Raw genomic sequence first — 20,664 nt, 5'->3', positions numbered from 1 at the left:
AAAATTATATTATGTTTGACGTATATATTACCAAAGCCGCAAAATACCTGCCTAATGAAGCTGTTTCAAACGATGAAATGGAGAATTATTTAGGGCTCATAAACGATACTGCATCTAAAGCAAGACGTATTATTTTGCGCAATAATAAAATTACAAACCGATATTATGCCGTTGACAAAAATGGCAAAAGCACACACAGCAATGCTGAACTGGCAAAAAATGCGATTTCGCAGTTGTTTGATGAAAATTTCACCGATCAGGATTTAGAAGTTCTTTCCTGCGGTACTTCTTCGCCAGATGTTTTTGCACCTTCACACGCTGCAATGGTTCACGGATTATTGAAAAATAAATCGGTTGAGCTAAACTCTTCTTCTGGAATTTGCTGTTCTGGAATGAATGCGTTAAAATATGGTTTTCTTTCTGTAAAATCTGGAAATTCAAAAAACGCTATTTGCACAGGTTCTGAAAAAGTTTCAACCTGGCTTTCGGCACAACAATATAATCAGGAAATCATCAACTTAAAAAATCTGGAAGAACAGCCTATTATTGCGTTCAAAAAAGATTTTTTACGATGGATGTTATCGGACGGAGCTGGTGCTTTTTTATTGCAAAATAAACCAACCGGAGAGGTTTCATTAAAAATCGAATGGATGGAAGCCTATTCGTATGCATTCGAATTAGAAACCTGCATGTACGCCGGCGGAGATAAATTGGAAAACGGAGAAATAAAACCATGGAGTGAGTACAAACCTGAACAATTGCTAAACGAATCTATTCTGGCAGTAAAACAGGATGTAAAACTCCTTGACGAATTTATTTTACCAAAAGGTGTCGAAAGTATGAGCGATGCCATGGAAAAACACAATGTTACAGCAGACGATATTGACTATTTTTTACCACACGTTTCTTCTCACTTTTTTGTTGACGGACTTAAAAATGGACTTCTTGAAAAAGGAATTGACATTGCCGATGAAAAATGGTTTATGAATCTTTTGAGAGTTGGAAATGTTGGATCAGCTTCGATTTATATCGCTGTTGAAGAATTAATAAATTCTGGAAAATTGAAAAAAGGAGACAAAATTTTCCTTTCAGTTCCAGAAAGCGGAAGATTCTCATTTGCTTACGCGTATTTAACTGTCTGCTAAATGAATGCTTCTATACTTTTAGAAAAAGAAGCTGTAGAAAATCTGCTTCCGCAAAAGTTTCCTTTTGTAATGGTAGACCGCATGTTTTCATATTCTGAAACCGAATTGACTTCTGGATTAAACATTCAAAATGATAATATTTTTTTAGAAGAAAATACTTTTTTAGAAGCCGGATTAATCGAACATATGGCGCAGTCTGTTGCCTTGCATACAGGTTATCAGTTTTTTTTGAAAAACGAAATTGCCCCAACTGGATACATTGGTTCTATTAAAGATATTCAGATTAAAAAATTGCCTAAAACCAACGATACCATTCAGTCGAATGTTACCATTTTACAGGAATTTGGGGGAGTTACTTTAGTTGATATTGTGACTTTTTTAAATGATGAAGAAATTGCAAGCGGACAAATGAAAACCGTTTTAGCCAAATAATAAGATGATGAAAGTTGGGATCGACATACAAAATTATTTACCGCACCGCGCACCAATGCTGATGGTCGACTTGATTTTGGAAATTGATGCCACTTCTGTTGAAACCGAATTTTTAATCAAAGAAGACAATATTTTTGTTGATAAAGGCATTTTAATCGAAGCCGGTTTAATCGAAAATACAGCGCAAACTTGTTCGTCAATTGTTGGAAAAAAATATTTTTTCGAAGAAGACGGAACTGAAAATGAAAACGTAAATGTTATTGGTTTTATCAGCGCTTTAAAGAATTTAAAAATACATGCATTGCCAAAAGTTGGCGACGTTATTACGACCAAAGCAATTTTGGTTTCAAAATTTGTGGGCGACGATTATACTTTATGTACGATGAGTTGCGAGAGTTTATTTGAAGATAAAAAACTGTTAGAATGCGAAATTAATTTGTTTATTCAAAAGACGATTTCGGTCTCAGAATAATTTATTAGATAAAAATGAAAAAAACAATTTCTTTGTTACTGATTTTTATATCAGTGCTTGCATACTCTCAAGAAAATGATGATTTTTCACAACGTTTAAAGGCAATTAACACTCAAAGTGTAACTTATTATAATGTTGATGGTGTTGATTTTTCAAGCCAAACTTACAATTATGATTTTTCAGAAAAATCACTAAAAAAAATTTATAAAAAATTCAACATAAAAGATACTGATTTAAAAACTAAAGACGAATCACTACCTTTTAACAATTTACATGTCGTTAAAAAACAAAATATTACAGACAATCTAACACAAAACAATTCGTATTATTTTATTGAAGACAATAGTAAAACCATTACTATTATTTGGTTTGGTTATTATCATAAACCATCTGAAGATTTTGAAAAAGAATATATAACCCGAATTATAAATAACACTATACCAAAAAATGTTTTTGAATCGATGAAAATTGACTCAATAGATTTTGCAGGAAGAAAGATTAAGTTAGGAAATAATTGTTATTGGACAAACGTTAATACTGTTCAGTGTCCTTACAATGGCGAAATGAATTGGTCTGTTCATAAAAATATTGAAAGTGCCAAAACTGCTATTGAAAATCAATTCATTATTACAAAAAACAGAGGAGGCATTAAAGTTATTTCTGAAGAGCAAACTGCGGTTATATTTGAAGGAACCGAAACTACTGCAAAAAAAGTAGTTTTTGATTTTACAGGAATGAAATCATTATTGGCCGGAATGTCTGGCGGAAAAACTTTAACTGTTTATTATGTTGCAGAAAAAGTAAGAGATAATTATGTAAGCTGTGTGATGAGTTTTTGGAATAATGATAATATAACCAAAGACGGATTAGCACCGTTATTAGAAGAAGTAATGCAATTGAAAATTTAACCGTCATGGAAAAAGAAAATGTACCTCAGCACGATGGAAATTTAAGCAAAAAAAATCTCAAGGAATTGGTTTATGCAACCGATGAAAACGGGAATTATACTACCGCTTTGAGCACAGGTTGGGAACCAAAAGCCATTGCACTTTCCAACGCAATCGACGATATAAAAGAACGTGCCGAAGAAGCAAAACTAAAAGTTCAAAGCGGAGAATTAAGTCCGATTTGTTATTTTATGGAACTCAATAAAATGGATTTAACCATTCTTGCCGGTTATGTGGAAATGTGGAAATGGCGCGTAAAAAGACATTTTAAACCAGCCGTTTTTGCCAAACTAAACGACAAAAATTTACAAAAATATGCCGACGCTTTTGACATTTCAATTGCCGATTTAAAAAACTTTAAAACAGATTAATGCAAGTTACTTTTACACATCATCAATCTGCTCATTGTGAAAACGGAGTAGCTTCAAACCTCTTAAAAAACAGCGGACTCAATATCAGCGAACCGATGGTTTTCGGAATTGGTTCGGGACTTTTTTTTGTGTATTTGCCTTTTTTAAAAGTAAATCACGCACCAGCAATTAGCTATAGAACTTTGCCTGGACATATTTTTAATAAAGTCGCCAATCGTTTAAATCTTAAAATAAAAAGACAAAAATTTTCTTCGGTTGCCAATGCTAATAAAGCTTTGGAGGAAAATTTAAAAAATAATATTCCGACTGGATTGCAAGTTGGTGTTTATCATTTAAGTTATTTTCCTGATGAATACCGTTTTCATTTCAACGCGCACAATTTAGTTGTTTACGGCAAAACCGAAACTGATTATTTGATCAGCGATCCGGTTATGGAAACTGTTACAACTTTGACACACGATGAAATGGATAAAGTGCGTTTTGCCAAAGGTGCTTTTGCGCCACGCGGACAAATGTATTATCCAATTCAAATTCCAAATGAGGTTGATTTAAAAAGTGCGATCATAAAAGGAATCAAAAATACCTGTCGCGATATGTTGGCGCCAATGCCAATTGTTGGCGTTCGCGGGATCAAAATGGTTTCGCGTCAAATTCGAAAATGGCCTAAAAAACACGGTGTCAGAAAAGCAAATCATTATCTGGCACAAATGGTTAGAATGCAGGAGGAAATTGGAACCGGAGGCGGTGGTTTTCGTTTTATTTATGCAGCATTTTTACAGGAAGCTTCCGTTGTTTTAGGCAATGAAGAACTGAAAACACTTTCAAAAGAAATGACACAAATTGGAGATTCATGGCGCGATTTTGCCGTTGAAGCTTCCAGAATTTATAAAAACAGAAGCGCTAAAGAAGACGCTTACAACGCCATTGCCGATGAACTTCTGGACATTGCGAATCGCGAAGAAATCTTTTTCAAAAAACTAAAAAAAGCAATCAGCTAATTATTTTGAATTCCATTATAAAAATAGAATCCCTTTCGAAAAAGTACAAAGATGCCGATCAGTTTTCTTTGAACGATGTTTCGCTGGAAATAAATGAAGGACAGATTTTCGGATTATTAGGTCCGAATGGCGCTGGAAAAACCACTTTAATTTCAATGCTCTGCGGATTAATCAAACCTACTTCTGGACATTTTTCGATTGATGATTTAGATTATCACCATCATGCTGCGAAAATCAAAAAAATCATTGGCGTTGTTCCTCAGGAATATGCTTTGTATCCAACTTTAACGGCGAGAGAGAATCTACATTATTTTGGAAGCATGTACGGTTTGAAAGGTGCTGATTTGAAAGATAAAGTAATCGAAACTTTAGATCTTTTAGGTTTATTGAAATTCGCCGATAAACAAATTCATACTTTTTCGGGCGGAATGAAACGCCGTGTGAATTTGATTGCCGGAATTCTGCACAATCCGAAAGTTTTGTTTTTGGATGAACCAACCGTTGGTGTTGATGTTCAGTCAAAAAATGCCATTTTGGATTATTTAAAAGTTTTAAATCAAAACGGAACTACGATTATATATACGTCGCATCATTTGGCTGAAGCCGAAGATTTCTGCACGAATATTGCCATTTTGGATCGAGGCAAAATTTATGCAAAAGGAACACCTACAACCTTAATTGAGACAACAGAAAATGCCAGAAATCTCGAAGATGTTTTTATTTCATTAACCGGTAAAGATCTTAGAGATGCTATATAAAATTTGGATGTCGATAGTAAAAGAATTTCTTTTATTAAAAAGAGATTTAGGCGGTTTGATTATTTTATTTATCATGCCGTTGGTTTTGGTGATCACGGTAACTGTAATTCAGGACAGCAGTTTTAAAACCGTAAGCAATACTAAAATTCCGATTTTATTGGTTGATTATGATAACGGTTCTGTTTCGAAAACGGTTTTTGATAATTTAGAAAAAAACCAATTATTCACTGTAATAACTCAAATTGACAACAAACCGATTACGGAAGAAGTTGCCAGGGAAAATGTCTACAAAGGAAAATTCCAATTGGCGATTGTAATTCCAAAAAATCTAAGCGTTGATTTACAAGCTAAAGTCGATCAAAATGTTGAAAACATTGTGAGCAAAATGGGTTTTACGGACAGCGTTGCAAAACCTGAAAAGCAGAAAATAATTCAGCAAAAAGAAGTAAAATTATATTTTGATCCGGCGGTTCAGCTGAGCTTCAAAAATTCGGTCATGAATGCGATTGACAAAATGATTTCGCAAATCGAAACCAAATCGATTTACACGACTTTTCAAAATCAGTTAGGCGAGGAAAATACCAAATTCGATCAAACGAGTTTTATCACTTTCAAAGAAATAATTCCGAAAATCAACAATAAAGAAGTCTTGCCCAATTCAGTTCAGCACAACGTTCCGGCCTGGACGCTTTTTGCGATATTTTTTATCGTGATTCCGCTTTCGATTAATATTGTAAAAGAAAAATCACAAGGAACTTTTGTTCGATTGTTGACTAATCCAACTTCTAATTTAATTGTCATTATTGGTAAAACGATTACGTATTCTGTCATTTGTATGATTCAGTTTTATATGATGGTTGCTGTTGCTATTTTCCTATTTCCGCACATTGGTCTGCCTCCTTTAAATATCGAAGGACATTTATTTTTGATGAGTGTTGTCGCATTATTTTCAGGTTTCGCCGCCATCGGATTCGGAATTTTATTAGGAACTGTTGCGAATACTCAGGAACAATCCGCTCCGTTTGGCGCGACAAGTGTTATTATTTTAGCTGCAATTGGAGGCGTTTGGGTTCCTGTTTTTGTGATGCCAAAAATGATGCAGATCATTGCCAAATCTTCTCCTATGAATTGGGGATTAGAAGCATTTTATGATGTTTTATTGCGCAACGTTTCTTTCGTAGAAATCATTCCAAAAATAAGTTTGTTATTTTTGTTCTTTATAATCACAACTTCCATTGCCTTATTTTATGACAAAAAGAAAAGAACAGTATAACGAAGCCTCAGACTTAAACGTTTCACACGAAATCAGAATTCGTTTTAACGAAACTGATCCGCTTGGAATTGTTTGGCACGGCCATTATATTACCTATTTTGAAGATGGACGTGAGGCCTTTGGACGCCAACACGGACTTACCTATTTGGATATTGCAAAAACGGGTTACACTACTCCAATTGTAAAATCAAAATGCGAGCATAAATTATCTTTGCGTTACGGCGATGTTGTCACCATCGAAACCACAGTTGTCGATACTCCGGCCGCAAAAATAATTTACCGTTTTAAAATTATTGACGCTCAAGGCGAAGTGGCTTGCACGGGCGAAACTGTTCAGGTTTTTTTAGATAAAGAAGGAAATTTGATGCTAACGAATCCTCCTTTTTATGAGGAATGGAAAAGGAAAGTTGGGTTATTGAAATAAAGTTTTTTGGCCACGACCCGAGCGATAGCGAACAGGCGGAGCAATTCACGAATTAGCAAAAATTAAAATCTGCTCAATCTGCCAGATCTGCGGGCTAAAAATTTCACGAAATTAAATTGAAAATGATTAAAGAAATATACATCTCACAAACGAATTGTATCACACCTTTAGGTTTTGATGTTGAATCAAACATTGAAGCAATTCTTCGTGGTGATTCCGGAATTCAGCTTCATAGTGATGTTTCTTTGATGCCAAATTCATTTTATGCTTCGATTATTTCTGATGAAAAAATAAATAGCGCTTTTGAAAAAATCAGCGCTGAAACAAAATATTCCCGTTTAGAGAAAATGATGATTTTGGCTTTAGAGCCGATTATCAAAAATTCGAGAGTTGAATTGAATTCGAAAACTGCTTTTATACTTTCTACTACAAAAGGAAATGTGACAGCTTTAAAAGAGAATTCGGAAGAAAATTTTAATAATGCACATTTAGATGTTTTAGCAAAAAATGTTGCCAATTTCTTCGGATTTAAAACACAACCAATTGTAGTTTCGAATGCTTGTGTTTCCGGAATTTTAGCTGTTTCTGTTGCCAAAAGAATGATTCAGTCTGAACTTTATGACAATGTTTTTGTTGTTGCCGGCGACGAAGTTTCAGAATTTGTTTTGTCTGGATTTAATGCTTTTCAGGCGATGAGCGAATTGCCTTGTAAACCCTATTCTAAAAACAGAACCGGAGTAAGTTTGGGCGAAGCAACTTCTGCAGTTTTGGTTTCGGCGGAAGCCAAAAATTCAAAAATAAAAGTAATTGGAGATAGTTCAATAAACGATGCAAATCATATTTCCGGACCTTCAAGAACAGGCGAAGGTTTGTTCAGAAGTATTCAGAATGCTTTGAAAGAAGCAAAAATTGAAGCCAACAAATTAAATTATATTTCAGCACACGGAACCGCAACTCCATTCAACGACGAAATGGAAGCGATTGCTTTAAATCGATTAGGTTTACAAAATGTTCCAGTCAATAGTTTAAAAGGATTTTACGGTCATACGTTAGGCGCTTCGGGATTATTGGAAACGGTAATTGCAATTGAATCAGCGAATAAAAATATGCTTTTTGAATCGAAAGGTTTTGATGAAATCGGAGTTAGCGAAGCTGTAAATGTTATTGAGAAAAATAAAGAAGCGAACATTGAATATTTTTTGAAAACGGCTTCTGGATTTGGAGGTTGTAATACGGCGGTTATTTTTGAGAAAGTGAAATAAAAAAGAAATGATAACGACTTATCTTAAAAGAGAATTTCATTATTCTAAAGACTTATTTTTAATTAAGAATAAGCTAGAAACTTGGGAGTTAGAGCCTGTAGAAGGTAAATCTGTCGTTAGCTCTAATTCCGAGCACTATGCTCATATAGAACTCAAAATTTACAAAAATCAAGAAGATCGGAATTTTATAGATTGGAAAATAACAAATGAACAAATTCCTCATGAAATTGGATATAAAGAGGTTGTAGAAAAAGTTTTAAAATTTTTTATAGCATATTTAGAAGCATTACGAGGTGAAAATTTGGGGCTCATATTTGAAATTAATAATGGTAGTTTTAAAAAATACGAAGATACGAAACGTGATGATTTCAATAGAGCAACCTTTTTAGCACTAATAAATTGCTTTGACAAAACCAATGAAGATTTTCGTAAAGAAATTTTTCCGAAAAAATCAGGAAATGAATATACTAAAGAATATCTATCAAAATCATTTAAGGAAAAAATAGAGCAATCTTTAATGGATGAAAACGTAATTAACGAAATTCAGAAAATTCTAATTAATATCGAAAAATCTTCAATCATTGATTTATTAAATATACAAGGTCGGGATCAATTAGCAGAAATAATAACCTCAAAATTGAATCGTCCAAAAATTTATGATCTATTTGAAAAAGGAATTTTGACAAAATATGGTGACTTAACTTTAGTTGGTCTTTCTCATATTCTAAAGTATTATGGTGAATTCGATTTAAAAAAAATCATGCCTTTATAAATTCGATTTAATAGAATTCTTATTAGATAATAATGACTCAAAATAAAACCTACATACAATCCTACATCACCATCCAAAACAACGAAATTGTTTTGAATGGAACTTCTGTATTTAAAATTGAATCAACCGATTTTGCAGATTTCTCGAAACAAGCATTGCGTAATTTTGAAATCCAATATCCAAAATTTTTCAAAATGGATGCTTTGAGCAAATTGGCTTTTTTAGGATCAGAATTGCTTTTGAGTCCGATAATTTCTGCGGAAGAGGAAAATAATATTGCTTTGGTTTTGGCCAATAAATCGTCGAGTTTAGATACTGATGTAAAATATCAGGAATCGATTTCAGACAAAGAAAATTATTATCCAAGTCCTGCGGTTTTTGTTTATACGCTGCCAAATATTTGTCTGGGCGAAATAAGTATTCGTCATCAGTTAAAAAGTGAGAATTCTTTCTTTATATTTGATGCTTTCAACGCCGAATTTCTGTCTAATTATTCAGATATTCTCTTAAACACAAATAAAGCAGATTCGGTTTTATGTGGTTGGGTCGAATATTTTGACGAAAATTATAAAGCTTTTCTTTGTGTAATCAGCAAAGAAGAAAATGAAAAATATACAAACGAAAATATCAATACATTATATAATAAATAATCATGGAAGCATTAAAAGAAGAATTAAAAAATAAAATTATAACGACTCTTAACTTAGAAGATATCGCTGTTGAAGACATTGCAGACAACGATCCTTTGTTTGGAGACGGTTTAGGTTTAGACTCGATTGATGCACTTGAATTAATCGTGATTTTAGATAAAGATTACGGAATTAAACTGGTTGACCCGAAAGAAGGAAAATCAATTTTCCAGTCAATCGAAACTATGGCGGCGTACATTAGCGCTAACAGAACTAAATAGACTTGCTTAGACTTCTTAGATTTTTAGACTTGCTTAGACAAGAATAAAACTCAAAAAATCTAGGAAGTCTAATGTCTAAAAATCTAAGAAGTCTAAAATAAAGTCTAAAAAATGAAAGGTGTCGCAATAACGGGAATGGGGATTATCTCTTCGATTGGAAATTCAGTCGAAGAAAATTATATTTCTTTAATCGAAAATAAAATCGGTATTTCCAGAATTGAAAATATTCCGACTGTTCATGCTGATGTAATCAAAGTTGGTGAAATCAAAAAAACCAATGAAGAATTAATTTCCGAATTACAGCTTTCAGAAAATAATAATTTTTCGAGAACAGCTATGATTGGTGCTTTGGCAGCAAAACAGGCTGTTGAAAATGCTGGAATTACATCAATCAACGAATTCAGAACGGGACTTATTTCGGCTACAAGCGTTGGCGGAATGGACATGACGGAAAAACATTATTTTGATTATTTCGAAAAACCTGAATTGGTCAAATACATAACTTGTCACGACGGTGGCGATGTGGCTGAAAAAATTGCTTCGGAACTTGGTTTAAAAGGAATGGTTACGACAATTAGTACCGCTTGTTCATCGGCGGCAAACTCAATTATGTTGGGCGCGCGTTTGATTAAAACCGGAAAATTGGATCGCGTTATTGTGGGCGGAACTGATGCTTTGGCAAAATTCACCATCAACGGATTCAAGACTTTAATGATTTTATCTGACGATTATAATAAACCTTTTGACAATAATAGAAAAGGATTAAATCTTGGCGAAGCAGCCGCTTTTTTGGTTTTAGAATCGGATGAAATTGTTGAAAAGCAAAATAAAAAAGTCCTGGCAAGAGTTTCGGGTTATGGAAATGCAAATGATGCTTTTCACCAAACTGCTTCTTCAGAAAATGGCGACGGTGCTTATTTGGCTATGAAAAAAGCCTTTGAAGTTTCGGGTTTAAAACCTTCTGAAATTGATTATATCAACGTTCACGGAACCGCAACGCCAAACAATGATTTATCTGAAGGAAGAGCTTTACTCCGAATTTATGAAGATGAAAAAGTGCCGGATTTTAGTTCTACAAAACCGTTTACGGGCCACACTTTAGCGGCAGCGGCGGCAATTGAAGCTGTTTATTCCGTTTTGGCCATTCAAAATAGTGTGGTTTATCCGAATTTGAATTTTGAAAATCAAATGGAAGAATTTGATTTGAAACCGCAGAAAACTTTAAAAATGAAAAATATCGAACACGTTTTATCCAATTCTTTCGGTTTTGGCGGAAATTGTTCAACCCTTATATTTTCTAAAAGCTAATGACAAAAAAGACATATATAAATGGAGTAGGCTGTATTTCGACTCAAAAAACATTTGATACTGTTTTTTTAGAAGAAGCTGTTTACAATCAAAATGAAACGGTTCTTTCGATCGTTCCTCCGGTTTACAAAGATTATATTTCTCCTGCGATGATCAGAAGAATGGCAAAAGGAGTGAAAAACGGAATCGTAGCTTCGGCTTTGGCAATGAAAGATGCTAATGTCGAAAATGTTGATGCCATCATTACCGGAACGGGTTTAGGTTGTATTGAAGATTCTGAAAAATTCCTGAAAAACATTCTTGATAATAATGAAGAGTTTTTAACTCCCACTTCGTTTATTCAATCAACTCATAATACAGTTGGTGCACAAATCGCACTTTCTTTGCAATGTAAAGGTTATAATTTTACGTATGTAAATGGAGCGGTTTCTTTTGAATCGGCACTTTTGGATGCTAAAATGCAAATTGAAGAAAACGAAGCCAATTCCATTTTAGTTGGAGGTGTTGACGAAAATGGCGAATATACTTTATCACTTTTTAAATTGGCTGGAAGAATTAAAAAAGAAAATGATCTTCCTTCTGAAGTTTTAAATGCTAATTCCAGCGGTGTTATTTATGGCGAAGGCGCAAGTTTTTTTGTTTTAGAAAATGAAAGAAACGCGAATACTTATGCCGAAATTCTTGATGTTGAAATCGTAAATACTTTAGAAGAAAATGAAGTTGAATCTGCTTTAATTTCATTTCTAAAAACTAATAATTTAAAAATTTCAGATCTTGATGCTGTCGTTTTTGGTTTTGATGGAAACTCAGATTCTGATTCTTATTATCGAAATTTAAGTGAAAATGCTTTCGCAAAAACACCTCAATTGTATTACAAACATTTGAGTGGTGCTTTCGACACGGCTTCAGCTTTTGCTTTGTGGATGGCATCAAAAGTTATAAAAACGCAGGAAATTCCGGAAATTATAAAAGTGAATTCAGTTGAAAAACCTGCTTACAATACCATTTTATTGTACAACCAGGTAAATGGAAAAAATCATAGTTTTACGTTGCTTTCAAAATGATAACGCATAAAAACATATCTGTTTTTTTTATCTTTTTACTGCTTTTATTGTTTCTTCTGAATCTTTATACGGCAATAAATTTTTGGTGGTTTGTTTTTATTGTTTTGATTTGGTTGGGAATAAATGCTTTTGGATCTGCCCGAATTTCTTCGAATTATCATGTAAAAGCTTTCTGCAATAATCCATCGGAAACAGAAAAAAAAATTGCCTTAACTTTTGATGACGGGCCAAGTGAATTTACTTTGGAAGTTTTGGAACTTCTGAAAAAATATAATGCCAAAGCAACTTTCTTCTGCATTGGAAAAAACATTGAAGCACATCCGGAAATTTTAAAACAAATTATTGACGAAGGTCATTTGGTTGGAAATCACTCTTATTCGCATTCGAAGTTTTTCGATTTTTATCACGAAGACAAAATAACGGATGAACTTCGCAAAACAGATAAATTGCTAGAGAAATTCACATCAAAAAAAATAAACTTTTTCCGTCCGCCTTACGGAGTGACAACGCCATCAATTCGAAGAGCTTTAAAAGTTACCGGACACAAAGTTATTGGCTGGAATATTCGTTCGCTTGACGGAGGAACAAAAAATCAGGAATTGATTTTAAGACGAATTAAAAAACGAGTTTCTCCCGGCGGAATCGTACTTTTGCACGATACTGCTCCGCACTCTGTTTTGGTATTGGAACAGTTTTTGCAATTTTTACAGCAAAATAATTATGAAGTGGTTTCTGTAGCGGAACTTTTGAATCTTAAACCTTATGAAGACTAAATTATATATTTTCCTTTTTCTAAATGTTTTCAGCATTTCCATTTTTGCCCAAGAACAAAAAATGAACGATGCCGAAATCGCAGCTTTTAAACAAGACGTAAATGTAGTTTCGAAAAAAATCAAAACTTTAAGTACCGATTTTGTGCAGTACAAACATTTGGATTTTTTATCGAAAGACATCGAAACTTCGGGAAAAATGGTTTTTAAAGAACCTGCGTTATTATCATGGCAATACAAAAAACCATACAATTACAGCATTGTTTTCAAGAACGGAAAAATCCTAATTAATGATGAAGGAAAGAAAAGCGCGGTTGATATTGGCAACAGCAAAATCTTCGCGCGAATCAACAAATTGATTATTGGAAGCGTAAGTGGAAACATGTTTGACGACAAAGAATTTACGATTTCGTATTTTAAATTGAAAGGTCAAAACTTAGCGAAATTTGTTCCGAAAGATGCTACTTTGAAAAAATACATCAAACAAATCGAACTGACTTTCGACAAAGAAGAAGCAACAGTTGTTCAGGTAAAATTGCTGGAATCATCTGAAGATTATACCCGAATTGTACTTAAAAATAAAGTGATCAATGCAAAAATCGACGATTCAGTTTTTACTAATTAATTGTTTTCTGGCAATTGTTTTAGTTTCCTGTGGCTCGGTCACAAAAAATTATACGCCTAAAAAATTAGACAAAACGGCTATTGAAGTTCCGTATTTCGCTGACGCAAATGCTGATTATGTTTATAAAACAAACATCACAGTTTATGGTCATGAAATGTCAGGCGTTTTCATCGCCAAAAAAATAAATGATACAACACATCGAGTAGTTTTTACCACTGAGTTTGGAAACAAATTATTGGATTTCGAAATTGCCGAAAAGACTTTTAAAGTCAATTCGATAGTTTCTGAATTGGATCGAAAAATCCTGATTAATACTTTAACCGAAGATTTCAGAATTCTTCTTAAAAAAGATTTTCTGATTCAGGAACAGTTTGAAAATGTAGATTTTAACATTTATAAATCGGCAGACGATAGTCGTGACAATTATCTTTTCTTCTCAAAAAAAGACCAAAAATTAGAAAAAGTCGTACGTTCTTCTAAAACAAAAGATAAAATAACAATTACTTTTACTTTAGAAAACGATAATTTTGCTAAAAAAGTCGTCATTTTACATCAGAATATCAAATTGAAAATTGAACTGAATTATTTTAAATCAGAGTAAAAATATAAACCAAACCAACTATGAAAAAAATAACCTTATTTGCATTTCTACTATTTATTGGTCTTACTTCAATGCAAGCACAAGTGTCAGTAAATCCAGGTATTAGAGGCGGTTTAAACCTTACAAGTTTAACGAATATTGATAACAACAGTATGAAAGCTGATTATTATATTGGTGGATTAGTTGCAATAAAATTCAATAGGTATTTTACACTTCAGCCTGAAATAACTTATTCAAGACAAGGTGCTGAAGGAAGAGAATATTATAACGGATCAAATGCTTTTCAGGATGCAAAATATGAGTTAAATTATGTAACGCTTGGAGCTGTTGCAAAATTTAACTTTGGTGGAAAAGGTTTTCATGTATTGGCAGGACCATCACTTGATTTGAAGACAAGTGACAATTTTGGGCGTTACGGATATGATCCAATTGGTACAGATTTTTCATTTGTTGGCGGTATTGGCTATACGTTACCAAACGGTTTAACTTTTGAAGCAAGATTTAAACAAGGTTTAATCGATATTTACGGTTATGACGGTATTGATTATGATGACTATTATTATGACCAAATTATTTTAAATCAGGTATTGCAGTTTGGTATTAGTTATACTTTTAAAGTAAAATAAAAAATGGTTTTAAAAGATTTTTACAAAATACTTTCGGAAGAAAAAATATCAGATTCTAAATATAATATCACGATTTTGGTCAATGAAAAACATGAAGTCTTCAAAGGTCATTTTCCGGGAAACCCAATTATGCCGGGTGTTTGCATGATTCAGATTATTAAAGAATTGACTGAGAAAATTACTGAGGAAACTTTAATGATTCAAACGCTTGCCAATGTAAAATTCATGGCGCTTATTAATCCGGAAGTTAACCCTGAATTACGTTTAGAACTGGACATTACAACAACCGAAGATAATTTGGTTAAAGTAAAAAACACCACTTATTTTAATGACACTGTTGCCTTGAAATTAAGCAATGTGTACAAAAAAATGTAATTATGAAACTGCTATTGACATTGCTTTTATGGATAAATTTTGTGGGCACTCCAGATTTGGCGTCCATCAGAAAAATGTACACAACTGTTACAAAATCGGAGAGCAATGCAAAAGAATTTTCAGAAAAACTAGCTGGTATTTCTGATGATGCAAATAAAACTTTAGTCGCTTATAAAGCCGCTTCAATTTTATTGGATTCTAATTTCAAGAAAAAATTAAAAGATAAAATTGACCGTTTTAAAGAAGGTGCAAAACTCCTTGAATCGACTATAAAAAGTGAACCCGACAATATCGAAATCAGAATGATCCGATTGAGCATTCAGGAAAATGTTCCTGGAGTAACCGGTTATAAAAAAAATATTAAAGAAGATAAAAAATATCTAACCGAGCACTATGCTGATCAAAGCGGTGCTTTAAAAGAATATCTAAAAGACTTTATTTTACAATCAAAAAGTTTTTCTGAAAAGGAGAAACAATTTGTCAAGTAAGCGAAAGCATCATTTTCCATGGAACCTAATTTACATCAGCACAATTTATTAAATACCACCTCTTTTTGTGTTATTGTCCCAACATACAATAATCAGAAAACGCTAAAAAAAGTGCTGGATTCTATTTTAGATTTCACTACAAATATTATTATTGTCAACGACGGTTCTACAGATTCTACTTCTGAGATTTTAAAAGAATATACTCAGCTTACGCAAATTCATCATCCTAAAAATATAGGAAAAGGTCGTGCGCTCAGAAATGGTTTTAGAAAAGCAATCGAAATGAAGTTTGAATACGCCATCACGATTGATTCTGACGGACAGCATTTTGCTTCTGACATTCCTAGTTTCCTAGAAGAAATTCAAAAAGAACCAAATGCGCTTTTGATCGGAAGCCGAAATATGACACAAGAAAATGTTCCGAAGAAAAGCAGTTTCGGAAACAAATTTTCAAATTTTTGGTTCAAATTCGAAACCGGAATCAAACTTGATGATACACAATCTGGTTTCAGATTATATCCGCTGCAATTACTTCCGAAACAGTTTTATACCAATAAATTTGAGTTTGAAATTGAAGTGATTGTTCGTGCGGCGTGGAAAGGAATTGTAGTAAAAAACATTCCGATTCAGGTTTTGTACGATCCGGCAGAACGCGTTTCACATTTTCGTCCGTTTCGTGATTTTACCAGAATCAGTATTTTAAATACGGTTTTGGTTACGAATGCTTTGCTCTACATCAAACCAAGAGATTTTTTTAGAAGAGCAAAAAAAAAAGGTTTTAAAAAATTCTTTCTCGAAGATATTCTAGAAAGTAACGATTCTAATTTCAAAAAATCTGCCGCAATCGCGTTGGGTATTTTTATTGGGTTTTCGCCTTTTTGGGGTTTTCAAACTATTTTGCTTTTCACTTTTGCTGCCATTTTCAGGCTCAACAAAGTCATTGCTTATTTGACTTCAAATGTGAGTTTTCCTCCATTTATTCCCTTTATTATTTATGCTTCTCTTCAAGTCGGAAGCATTTTTGTGTCGAGTGATGCGCCTTTAGTTTTAGACAGTTCGATTACGCTCGACGATATTCAAAAAAATGCTACACAATATATCGTAGGAAGTCTTATTTTAGCATCCGTTTCCGCGCTAACAGTTGGTTTTATAAGTTATTTGCTTTTAACTGCTTTTAGTTCTAAGAATAAAACGAATATTTAAGTCAAGTTTGCCACAGATTAAAATGATTTTAACATCCAGTTTGTCAGGCTGAGCGAAGTCGAAGCCCACGTCCAATTGGAACGCCCTTCGACTTCGCTCAGGGTGACAAACTAAAGCTAATCTTTTAATCTGTGGCAAAAAAATTTTAAACCAAAATCATGCATCAATACTTTTACGCCATTCACTTATTTGTAAATAAAAGAAAATCGCTTTCGGTTTTTTTGGCGTTGCTGATGCTTTTTATTTTTGGATTTTTTGCTTCTCAAATCAAATTTGAAGAAGATATTACCAAATTGATTCCTGCCAATGACAAAGCCGACGTCACTGCAAAAGTCTTAAAACAATTAAATTTTGCCGATAAAATAACCGTCATTTTCAAACTCGAAAAAAACGGTTCTGCAGAAGATTTAAAAGAAATGGCAAGCACTTTTTCAGACAGTGTTTCAAAATCCTGCAAACCTTATGTTACCGGAATTCAAGGAAAAATTGACGAAGAAAATATTCAGGAAACTATTGATTTTGTTTACAATAATCTGCCGCTTTTTCTTGAAAATAAAGATTATGCAGCGATTCAGAATAAATTGCAAAAAGACAGTATTGCAGCGACCGTTCAGGGAAATTACAAATCAATTATTTCTCCTTCGGGATTTGTGACAAAAGATTTTATTCTTCAAGATCCGCTTGGGATTTCGTTTATCGCCTTAAAAAAATTACAGCAATTAAACATTGGTGACGATTTTACGCTCGACAATGGTTTTGTAATGACGAAAGACAAAAAGAAACTTTTGCTTTTTATAACTTCAAATCTTCCGTCAAGCGAAACCGAAAAAAATACCGTTTTTGCCGCAAAGCTAAAATCAATTCAGAAAAATTTAAATCAGAAATACAAAGGCAAAACTTCGATCAGTTATTTTGGTTCGGCTTTAATTGCGGTTGCCAATGCCAATCAAATCAAAAGCGATATTATCCTGACAACATCAATTGCTATGTTCACGCTAATGCTGATTCTAATTTTATTCTACCGAAAAATATTGATTCCGCTGATTATTTTTCTTCCAACGGTTTTCGGGGCTTTATTCGCCGTTGCGTTTTTATATTTTGTAAAAGAACAAATTTCAGCAATTTCACTCGGAATTGGTTCCATTTTACTCGGAATTACGATTGATTATTCCATTCATATTCTCACGCATTACAAACACAACAGCGATGTAAAAACGTTGTACAAAGACATTACAATGCCCGTAATTATGAGCAGTTCGACTACGGCGGTTGCTTTTTTATGTCTGCTTTTTGTAAAATCGGATGCACTAAATGATCTTGGAATTTTCGCAGCAGTTATTGTGATGGCGTCTGCATTTTTCTCGCTTTTGATTGTTCCGCATTTGTATAAACCAAAAGAAAATCCGGCGGAACACAAGAAAAACGTCATTGATAAAATGGCGCATTTTTCGTTTCACAACAATAAATTCCTGATGGGATTTTGCGTTTTAATTACGATTATTTGCTGTTTTACTTATAATAATGTTGGTTTCAATAACGATTTATCGCAATTAAATTTTGTTCCAAAGGAAATTAAAGCTGCCGAAAAACAACTCGAAGAAAGCACGAGCTTAACTTCAAAAACCATTTATGTGGCTTCATACGGAAAAAGCATGGACGAAGTTTTGCAAACCAACAGCAAACTTTTTACTGATTTATCAAAAGAAAAAACACAAAACAAAATATTAAATTTCAGTTCTGTCGGAGGAATAATGCTTTCGCAGAAGGAACAACTTCAGAAAATTGAAAAATGGAATTCGTTTTGGGATGCCAATAAAAAACAGCTTTTACAATCAGAGTTAATTTCCGAAGGCTCAAAACTCGGCTTTAAGCCAACGACTTATTCAGCCTTTTTTGATCATTTGAATTTTGATTTCAAACCAATTTCTTCCAATGATTATTTAAAAATTCAGGCGCTTCAATTAAAAGAATTTGTAACCGAAAAAAATGGTTTTTACACGATTTCGACTTTAGTAAAAGTTTCGCCAGAACAACGCGATGCATTTGTAAAATCGGCTTCAGTCAAAAATAATTTAATTGCCATCGACCGCCAGCAAATGAACGAAACCTTTTTCAGCACTTTGAAAACCGATTTTAATTCGCTTGTCAATTATTCATTTGTGGCTGTGATTTTAATTCTGTTTTTCTTTTTCCGAAGAATCGAATTGGTCATTGTAAGTTGTATTCCAATTGCATTGACCGGAATTGTAACAGCCGGAATTATGGGAATTTTTGGCATTCAAATGAATATTTTCAGCATGATTGTCTGCACGTTGATTTTTGGTCATGGTGTCGATTTTAGTATTTTCATGACAAGCGCGCTTCAAAAAGAATATACAACCGGAAAGAATGAAATTGCCATTTATCGAACTTCAATAATTCTGGCAGTAATCACAACCATTTTAGGAATTGGCGCTATGATTTTTGCCAAACATCCAGCACTAACTTCGATTTCATCGGTTTCTTTGATTGGGGTTTTTGCAGCGCTGATTATCACGTTTATCTTCTACCCGATTCTCTTTAAACTTTTTATATCGAATCGTTCAAAAAATGGAAATCCGCCATTTCATTTACGAACTTTTATCCACGGAATTCTTTCGTTTAGCTATTATGGTTTGGGCGGAATTGTAATGTCGATTTTCAGTTTTACGCTAATGCCAATTTTGCCATTGAGTGCAAAAACAAAAATGAAAGGTTTTCGATATGTGGTTTCAAAATTCATGAAATCGGTATTGTATTCAAATCCGTTTATTCGAAAAAGAGTCGTTAATGATTTCAATGAAAATTTCGAAAAACCAGCCATAATAATTGCCAATCATTCTTCATTTTTAGACATTTTATCGGTCGGAATGCTGAGTCCAAAGATTATTTTTCTGGTAAGCGACTGGGTTTACAACTCGCCTATTTTTGGCGGCGTGGTTAGAAAAGCCGGATTTTATCCTGTTTCAGAAGGTTTAGATAGTGGTGTTGAACATTTACGCAAAAAAGTTGAAGAAGGTTATTCTTTAATGGTTTTTCCGGAAGGAACACGCTCAGAAAGTAATGTTGTAAAACGATTCCATAAAGGTGCATTTTTTCTTGCAGAACAATTCAATCTCGATATCATTCCGGTCGTTATTCATGGCGCTTCTGAATTAATTCCGAAAGGCGATTTTGTCATTCATAATGGAAAATTAACGGTTACAATTTTAGAAAGAATCAAACCTGAAAATCTTGCATTCGGAAAAAATTATGCCGAAAGAACGAAACAAATAAGTACTTTCTTTAAAGCAGAATATCGTAAAATTCGCCAGGAATTAGAAGGCGCAGATTATTTTAAACCAATGCTGCTTCACAGTTATGATTATAAAGAAATTGAAGTTGTAAACAGCGTCAAAAAAGATTTGAAAAATCATCTTGAAACTTATTTCCTTCTTGGAAAACAACTATCAACGAAAGCCAAAATTTTACATTTAGCCAATGATTACGGGCAATTAGATGTTTTATTGACATTGCAGGAACCGCAGCGAAAAATTCATTCATATATTGTTGATGAAGAAAAACGTGATGTTGCCAAAATCAATTATATCGTAAATAAGAGAAAAATATCATATCTCGAAAATTTAGAAATTCTGCCTGAAAACAATTATGATACGCTTTTAATTTCGGATGAAAATTCAGAAAATGAAATTCAGAAATTAATAGTTCTCACTTCGTGCGTAATTTTAATAGATTGCCCGAGTTTAAAAAACTCTGTGCTTAAATGTGGTTTTGATTGTATTTTAGAAGAAAACGAACTTATTATTTTTAAGAAAAAATAAA

At 33.3% G+C, this 20,664-nt stretch carries 23 protein-coding genes; all 23 read left to right on the top strand.

Going from position 1 to position 20,664, the window contains the following annotated elements; genetic code table 11:
* Window positions 1–11: 11 nt before the first annotated feature.
* Complete coding sequence (locus FN795_RS06720; protein WP_142449940.1) at window positions 12–1,145, top strand: beta-ketoacyl-ACP synthase III; 1,134 nt, start codon at window positions 12–14, stop codon at window positions 1,143–1,145.
* Window positions 1,146–1,577, top strand: coding sequence for a hypothetical protein (locus FN795_RS06715; protein ID WP_142449939.1), 432 nt, complete (start codon window positions 1,146–1,148; stop codon window positions 1,575–1,577).
* Window positions 1,578–1,584: 7 nt separating this feature from the next.
* Window positions 1,585–2,049: an ABC transporter permease gene (locus FN795_RS06710; RefSeq protein WP_142450704.1), complete on the top strand. Its 465-nt coding sequence runs from the start codon at window positions 1,585–1,587 to the stop codon at window positions 2,047–2,049.
* A gap of 14 nt (window positions 2,050–2,063) precedes the next feature.
* Entirely contained in the window at window positions 2,064–2,957 is an 894-nt protein-coding gene (locus tag FN795_RS06705) for a hypothetical protein (RefSeq protein ID WP_142449938.1), read from the top strand.
* 5 nt (window positions 2,958–2,962) lie between these two features.
* Complete coding sequence (locus tag FN795_RS06700) at window positions 2,963–3,367, top strand: hypothetical protein (protein WP_142449937.1); 405 nt, start codon at window positions 2,963–2,965, stop codon at window positions 3,365–3,367.
* Window positions 3,367–4,365, top strand: a complete 999-nt coding sequence (locus FN795_RS06695; protein WP_142449936.1) for a BtrH N-terminal domain-containing protein — start codon at window positions 3,367–3,369, stop codon at window positions 4,363–4,365. The genes FN795_RS06700 and FN795_RS06695 overlap by 1 nt, the downstream gene beginning before the upstream one ends.
* A gap of 5 nt (window positions 4,366–4,370) precedes the next feature.
* Entirely contained in the window at window positions 4,371–5,123 is a 753-nt protein-coding gene (locus FN795_RS06690) for an ABC transporter ATP-binding protein (protein ID WP_142449935.1), read from the top strand.
* A complete protein-coding gene (locus FN795_RS06685; protein WP_167498063.1) occupies window positions 5,113–6,396 on the top strand; it encodes an ABC transporter permease in 1,284 nt (427 codons plus the stop codon). The genes FN795_RS06690 and FN795_RS06685 overlap by 11 nt, the downstream gene beginning before the upstream one ends.
* Window positions 6,371–6,820 (top strand): acyl-CoA thioesterase, encoded by a 450-nt coding sequence (locus FN795_RS06680; RefSeq protein WP_142449934.1) that lies wholly within the window; start codon window positions 6,371–6,373, stop codon window positions 6,818–6,820. Before FN795_RS06685 ends, FN795_RS06680 begins: the two co-directional genes overlap by 26 nt.
* A 122-nt stretch (window positions 6,821–6,942) precedes the next feature.
* A complete protein-coding gene (locus FN795_RS06675) occupies window positions 6,943–8,082 on the top strand; it encodes a beta-ketoacyl synthase N-terminal-like domain-containing protein (RefSeq protein ID WP_142449933.1) in 1,140 nt (379 codons plus the stop codon).
* A gap of 7 nt (window positions 8,083–8,089) precedes the next feature.
* Window positions 8,090–8,854, top strand: coding sequence for a hypothetical protein (locus FN795_RS06670; protein WP_142449932.1), 765 nt, complete (start codon window positions 8,090–8,092; stop codon window positions 8,852–8,854).
* A 32-nt stretch (window positions 8,855–8,886) separates the two neighbouring features.
* Window positions 8,887–9,504, top strand: a complete 618-nt coding sequence (locus FN795_RS06665; RefSeq protein WP_142449931.1) for a 3-oxoacyl-ACP synthase — start codon at window positions 8,887–8,889, stop codon at window positions 9,502–9,504.
* A 2-nt stretch (window positions 9,505–9,506) separates the two neighbouring features.
* Window positions 9,507–9,764, top strand: a complete 258-nt coding sequence (locus tag FN795_RS06660) for a phosphopantetheine-binding protein (protein WP_111378796.1) — start codon at window positions 9,507–9,509, stop codon at window positions 9,762–9,764.
* 111 nt (window positions 9,765–9,875) lie between these two features.
* Window positions 9,876–11,072 (top strand): beta-ketoacyl-[acyl-carrier-protein] synthase family protein, encoded by a 1,197-nt coding sequence (locus FN795_RS06655; protein WP_142449930.1) that lies wholly within the window; start codon window positions 9,876–9,878, stop codon window positions 11,070–11,072.
* Entirely contained in the window at window positions 11,072–12,136 is a 1,065-nt protein-coding gene (locus tag FN795_RS06650) for a beta-ketoacyl synthase N-terminal-like domain-containing protein (protein ID WP_142449929.1), read from the top strand. Before FN795_RS06655 ends, FN795_RS06650 begins: the two co-directional genes overlap by 1 nt.
* On the top strand, window positions 12,133–12,909 hold the full coding sequence (locus FN795_RS06645; protein ID WP_142449928.1) for a polysaccharide deacetylase family protein: 777 nt from the start codon (window positions 12,133–12,135) through the stop codon (window positions 12,907–12,909). Before FN795_RS06650 ends, FN795_RS06645 begins: the two co-directional genes overlap by 4 nt.
* Entirely contained in the window at window positions 12,899–13,531 is a 633-nt protein-coding gene (locus tag FN795_RS06640) for an outer membrane lipoprotein carrier protein LolA (protein ID WP_142449927.1), read from the top strand. Before FN795_RS06645 ends, FN795_RS06640 begins: the two co-directional genes overlap by 11 nt.
* Window positions 13,497–14,132 (top strand): hypothetical protein, encoded by a 636-nt coding sequence (locus FN795_RS06635; RefSeq protein ID WP_142449926.1) that lies wholly within the window; start codon window positions 13,497–13,499, stop codon window positions 14,130–14,132. Before FN795_RS06640 ends, FN795_RS06635 begins: the two co-directional genes overlap by 35 nt.
* 20 nt (window positions 14,133–14,152) lie before the next feature.
* Complete coding sequence (locus tag FN795_RS06630) at window positions 14,153–14,758, top strand: porin family protein (RefSeq protein WP_142449925.1); 606 nt, start codon at window positions 14,153–14,155, stop codon at window positions 14,756–14,758.
* Window positions 14,759–14,761: 3 nt separating this feature from the next.
* Window positions 14,762–15,133 carry a hotdog family protein gene (locus FN795_RS06625; RefSeq protein ID WP_142449924.1) on the top strand — a complete coding sequence of 124 codons (372 nt, stop codon included), beginning with the start codon at window positions 14,762–14,764 and terminating at the stop codon, window positions 15,131–15,133.
* Between the two features lie 2 nt (window positions 15,134–15,135).
* Complete coding sequence (locus tag FN795_RS06620) at window positions 15,136–15,621, top strand: hypothetical protein (RefSeq protein WP_142449923.1); 486 nt, start codon at window positions 15,136–15,138, stop codon at window positions 15,619–15,621.
* Between the two features lie 18 nt (window positions 15,622–15,639).
* Window positions 15,640–16,824, top strand: a complete 1,185-nt coding sequence (locus FN795_RS06615; protein ID WP_142449922.1) for a DUF2062 domain-containing protein — start codon at window positions 15,640–15,642, stop codon at window positions 16,822–16,824.
* A 158-nt stretch (window positions 16,825–16,982) separates the two neighbouring features.
* A complete protein-coding gene (locus FN795_RS06610) occupies window positions 16,983–20,663 on the top strand; it encodes a 1-acyl-sn-glycerol-3-phosphate acyltransferase (RefSeq protein WP_142449921.1) in 3,681 nt (1,226 codons plus the stop codon).
* Window position 20,664: the final 1 nt, after the last annotated feature.

The sequence above is a fragment of the Flavobacterium resistens genome, assembly GCF_900182645.1.
GTDB classification, from domain to species: domain Bacteria; phylum Bacteroidota; class Bacteroidia; order Flavobacteriales; family Flavobacteriaceae; genus Flavobacterium; species Flavobacterium resistens.
The sequence above is the reverse complement of the archived record's forward strand: the minus strand, read 5'-3'. Positions and strand labels throughout refer to the sequence as shown.

Coding starts and splice junctions, on each gene's coding strand:
- FN795_RS06720 (WP_142449940.1), top strand. CDS start 12: ATGTTTGACGTATATATTACCAAAGCCGCAAAATACCTGCCTAATGAA.
- FN795_RS06715 (WP_142449939.1), top strand. CDS start 1,146: ATGAATGCTTCTATACTTTTAGAAAAAGAAGCTGTAGAAAATCTGCTT.
- FN795_RS06710 (WP_142450704.1), top strand. CDS start 1,585: ATGAAAGTTGGGATCGACATACAAAATTATTTACCGCACCGCGCACCA.
- FN795_RS06705 (WP_142449938.1), top strand. CDS start 2,064: ATGAAAAAAACAATTTCTTTGTTACTGATTTTTATATCAGTGCTTGCA.
- FN795_RS06700 (WP_142449937.1), top strand. CDS start 2,963: ATGGAAAAAGAAAATGTACCTCAGCACGATGGAAATTTAAGCAAAAAA.
- FN795_RS06695 (WP_142449936.1), top strand. CDS start 3,367: ATGCAAGTTACTTTTACACATCATCAATCTGCTCATTGTGAAAACGGA.
- FN795_RS06685 (WP_167498063.1), top strand. CDS start 5,113: ATGCTATATAAAATTTGGATGTCGATAGTAAAAGAATTTCTTTTATTA.
- FN795_RS06680 (WP_142449934.1), top strand. CDS start 6,371: ATGACAAAAAGAAAAGAACAGTATAACGAAGCCTCAGACTTAAACGTT.
- FN795_RS06675 (WP_142449933.1), top strand. CDS start 6,943: ATGATTAAAGAAATATACATCTCACAAACGAATTGTATCACACCTTTA.
- FN795_RS06670 (WP_142449932.1), top strand. CDS start 8,090: ATGATAACGACTTATCTTAAAAGAGAATTTCATTATTCTAAAGACTTA.
- FN795_RS06665 (WP_142449931.1), top strand. CDS start 8,887: ATGACTCAAAATAAAACCTACATACAATCCTACATCACCATCCAAAAC.
- FN795_RS06660 (WP_111378796.1), top strand. CDS start 9,507: ATGGAAGCATTAAAAGAAGAATTAAAAAATAAAATTATAACGACTCTT.
- FN795_RS06655 (WP_142449930.1), top strand. CDS start 9,876: ATGAAAGGTGTCGCAATAACGGGAATGGGGATTATCTCTTCGATTGGA.
- FN795_RS06650 (WP_142449929.1), top strand. CDS start 11,072: ATGACAAAAAAGACATATATAAATGGAGTAGGCTGTATTTCGACTCAA.
- FN795_RS06645 (WP_142449928.1), top strand. CDS start 12,133: ATGATAACGCATAAAAACATATCTGTTTTTTTTATCTTTTTACTGCTT.
- FN795_RS06640 (WP_142449927.1), top strand. CDS start 12,899: ATGAAGACTAAATTATATATTTTCCTTTTTCTAAATGTTTTCAGCATT.
- FN795_RS06635 (WP_142449926.1), top strand. CDS start 13,497: ATGCAAAAATCGACGATTCAGTTTTTACTAATTAATTGTTTTCTGGCA.
- FN795_RS06630 (WP_142449925.1), top strand. CDS start 14,153: ATGAAAAAAATAACCTTATTTGCATTTCTACTATTTATTGGTCTTACT.
- FN795_RS06625 (WP_142449924.1), top strand. CDS start 14,762: ATGGTTTTAAAAGATTTTTACAAAATACTTTCGGAAGAAAAAATATCA.
- FN795_RS06620 (WP_142449923.1), top strand. CDS start 15,136: ATGAAACTGCTATTGACATTGCTTTTATGGATAAATTTTGTGGGCACT.
- FN795_RS06615 (WP_142449922.1), top strand. CDS start 15,640: ATGGAACCTAATTTACATCAGCACAATTTATTAAATACCACCTCTTTT.
- FN795_RS06610 (WP_142449921.1), top strand. CDS start 16,983: ATGCATCAATACTTTTACGCCATTCACTTATTTGTAAATAAAAGAAAA.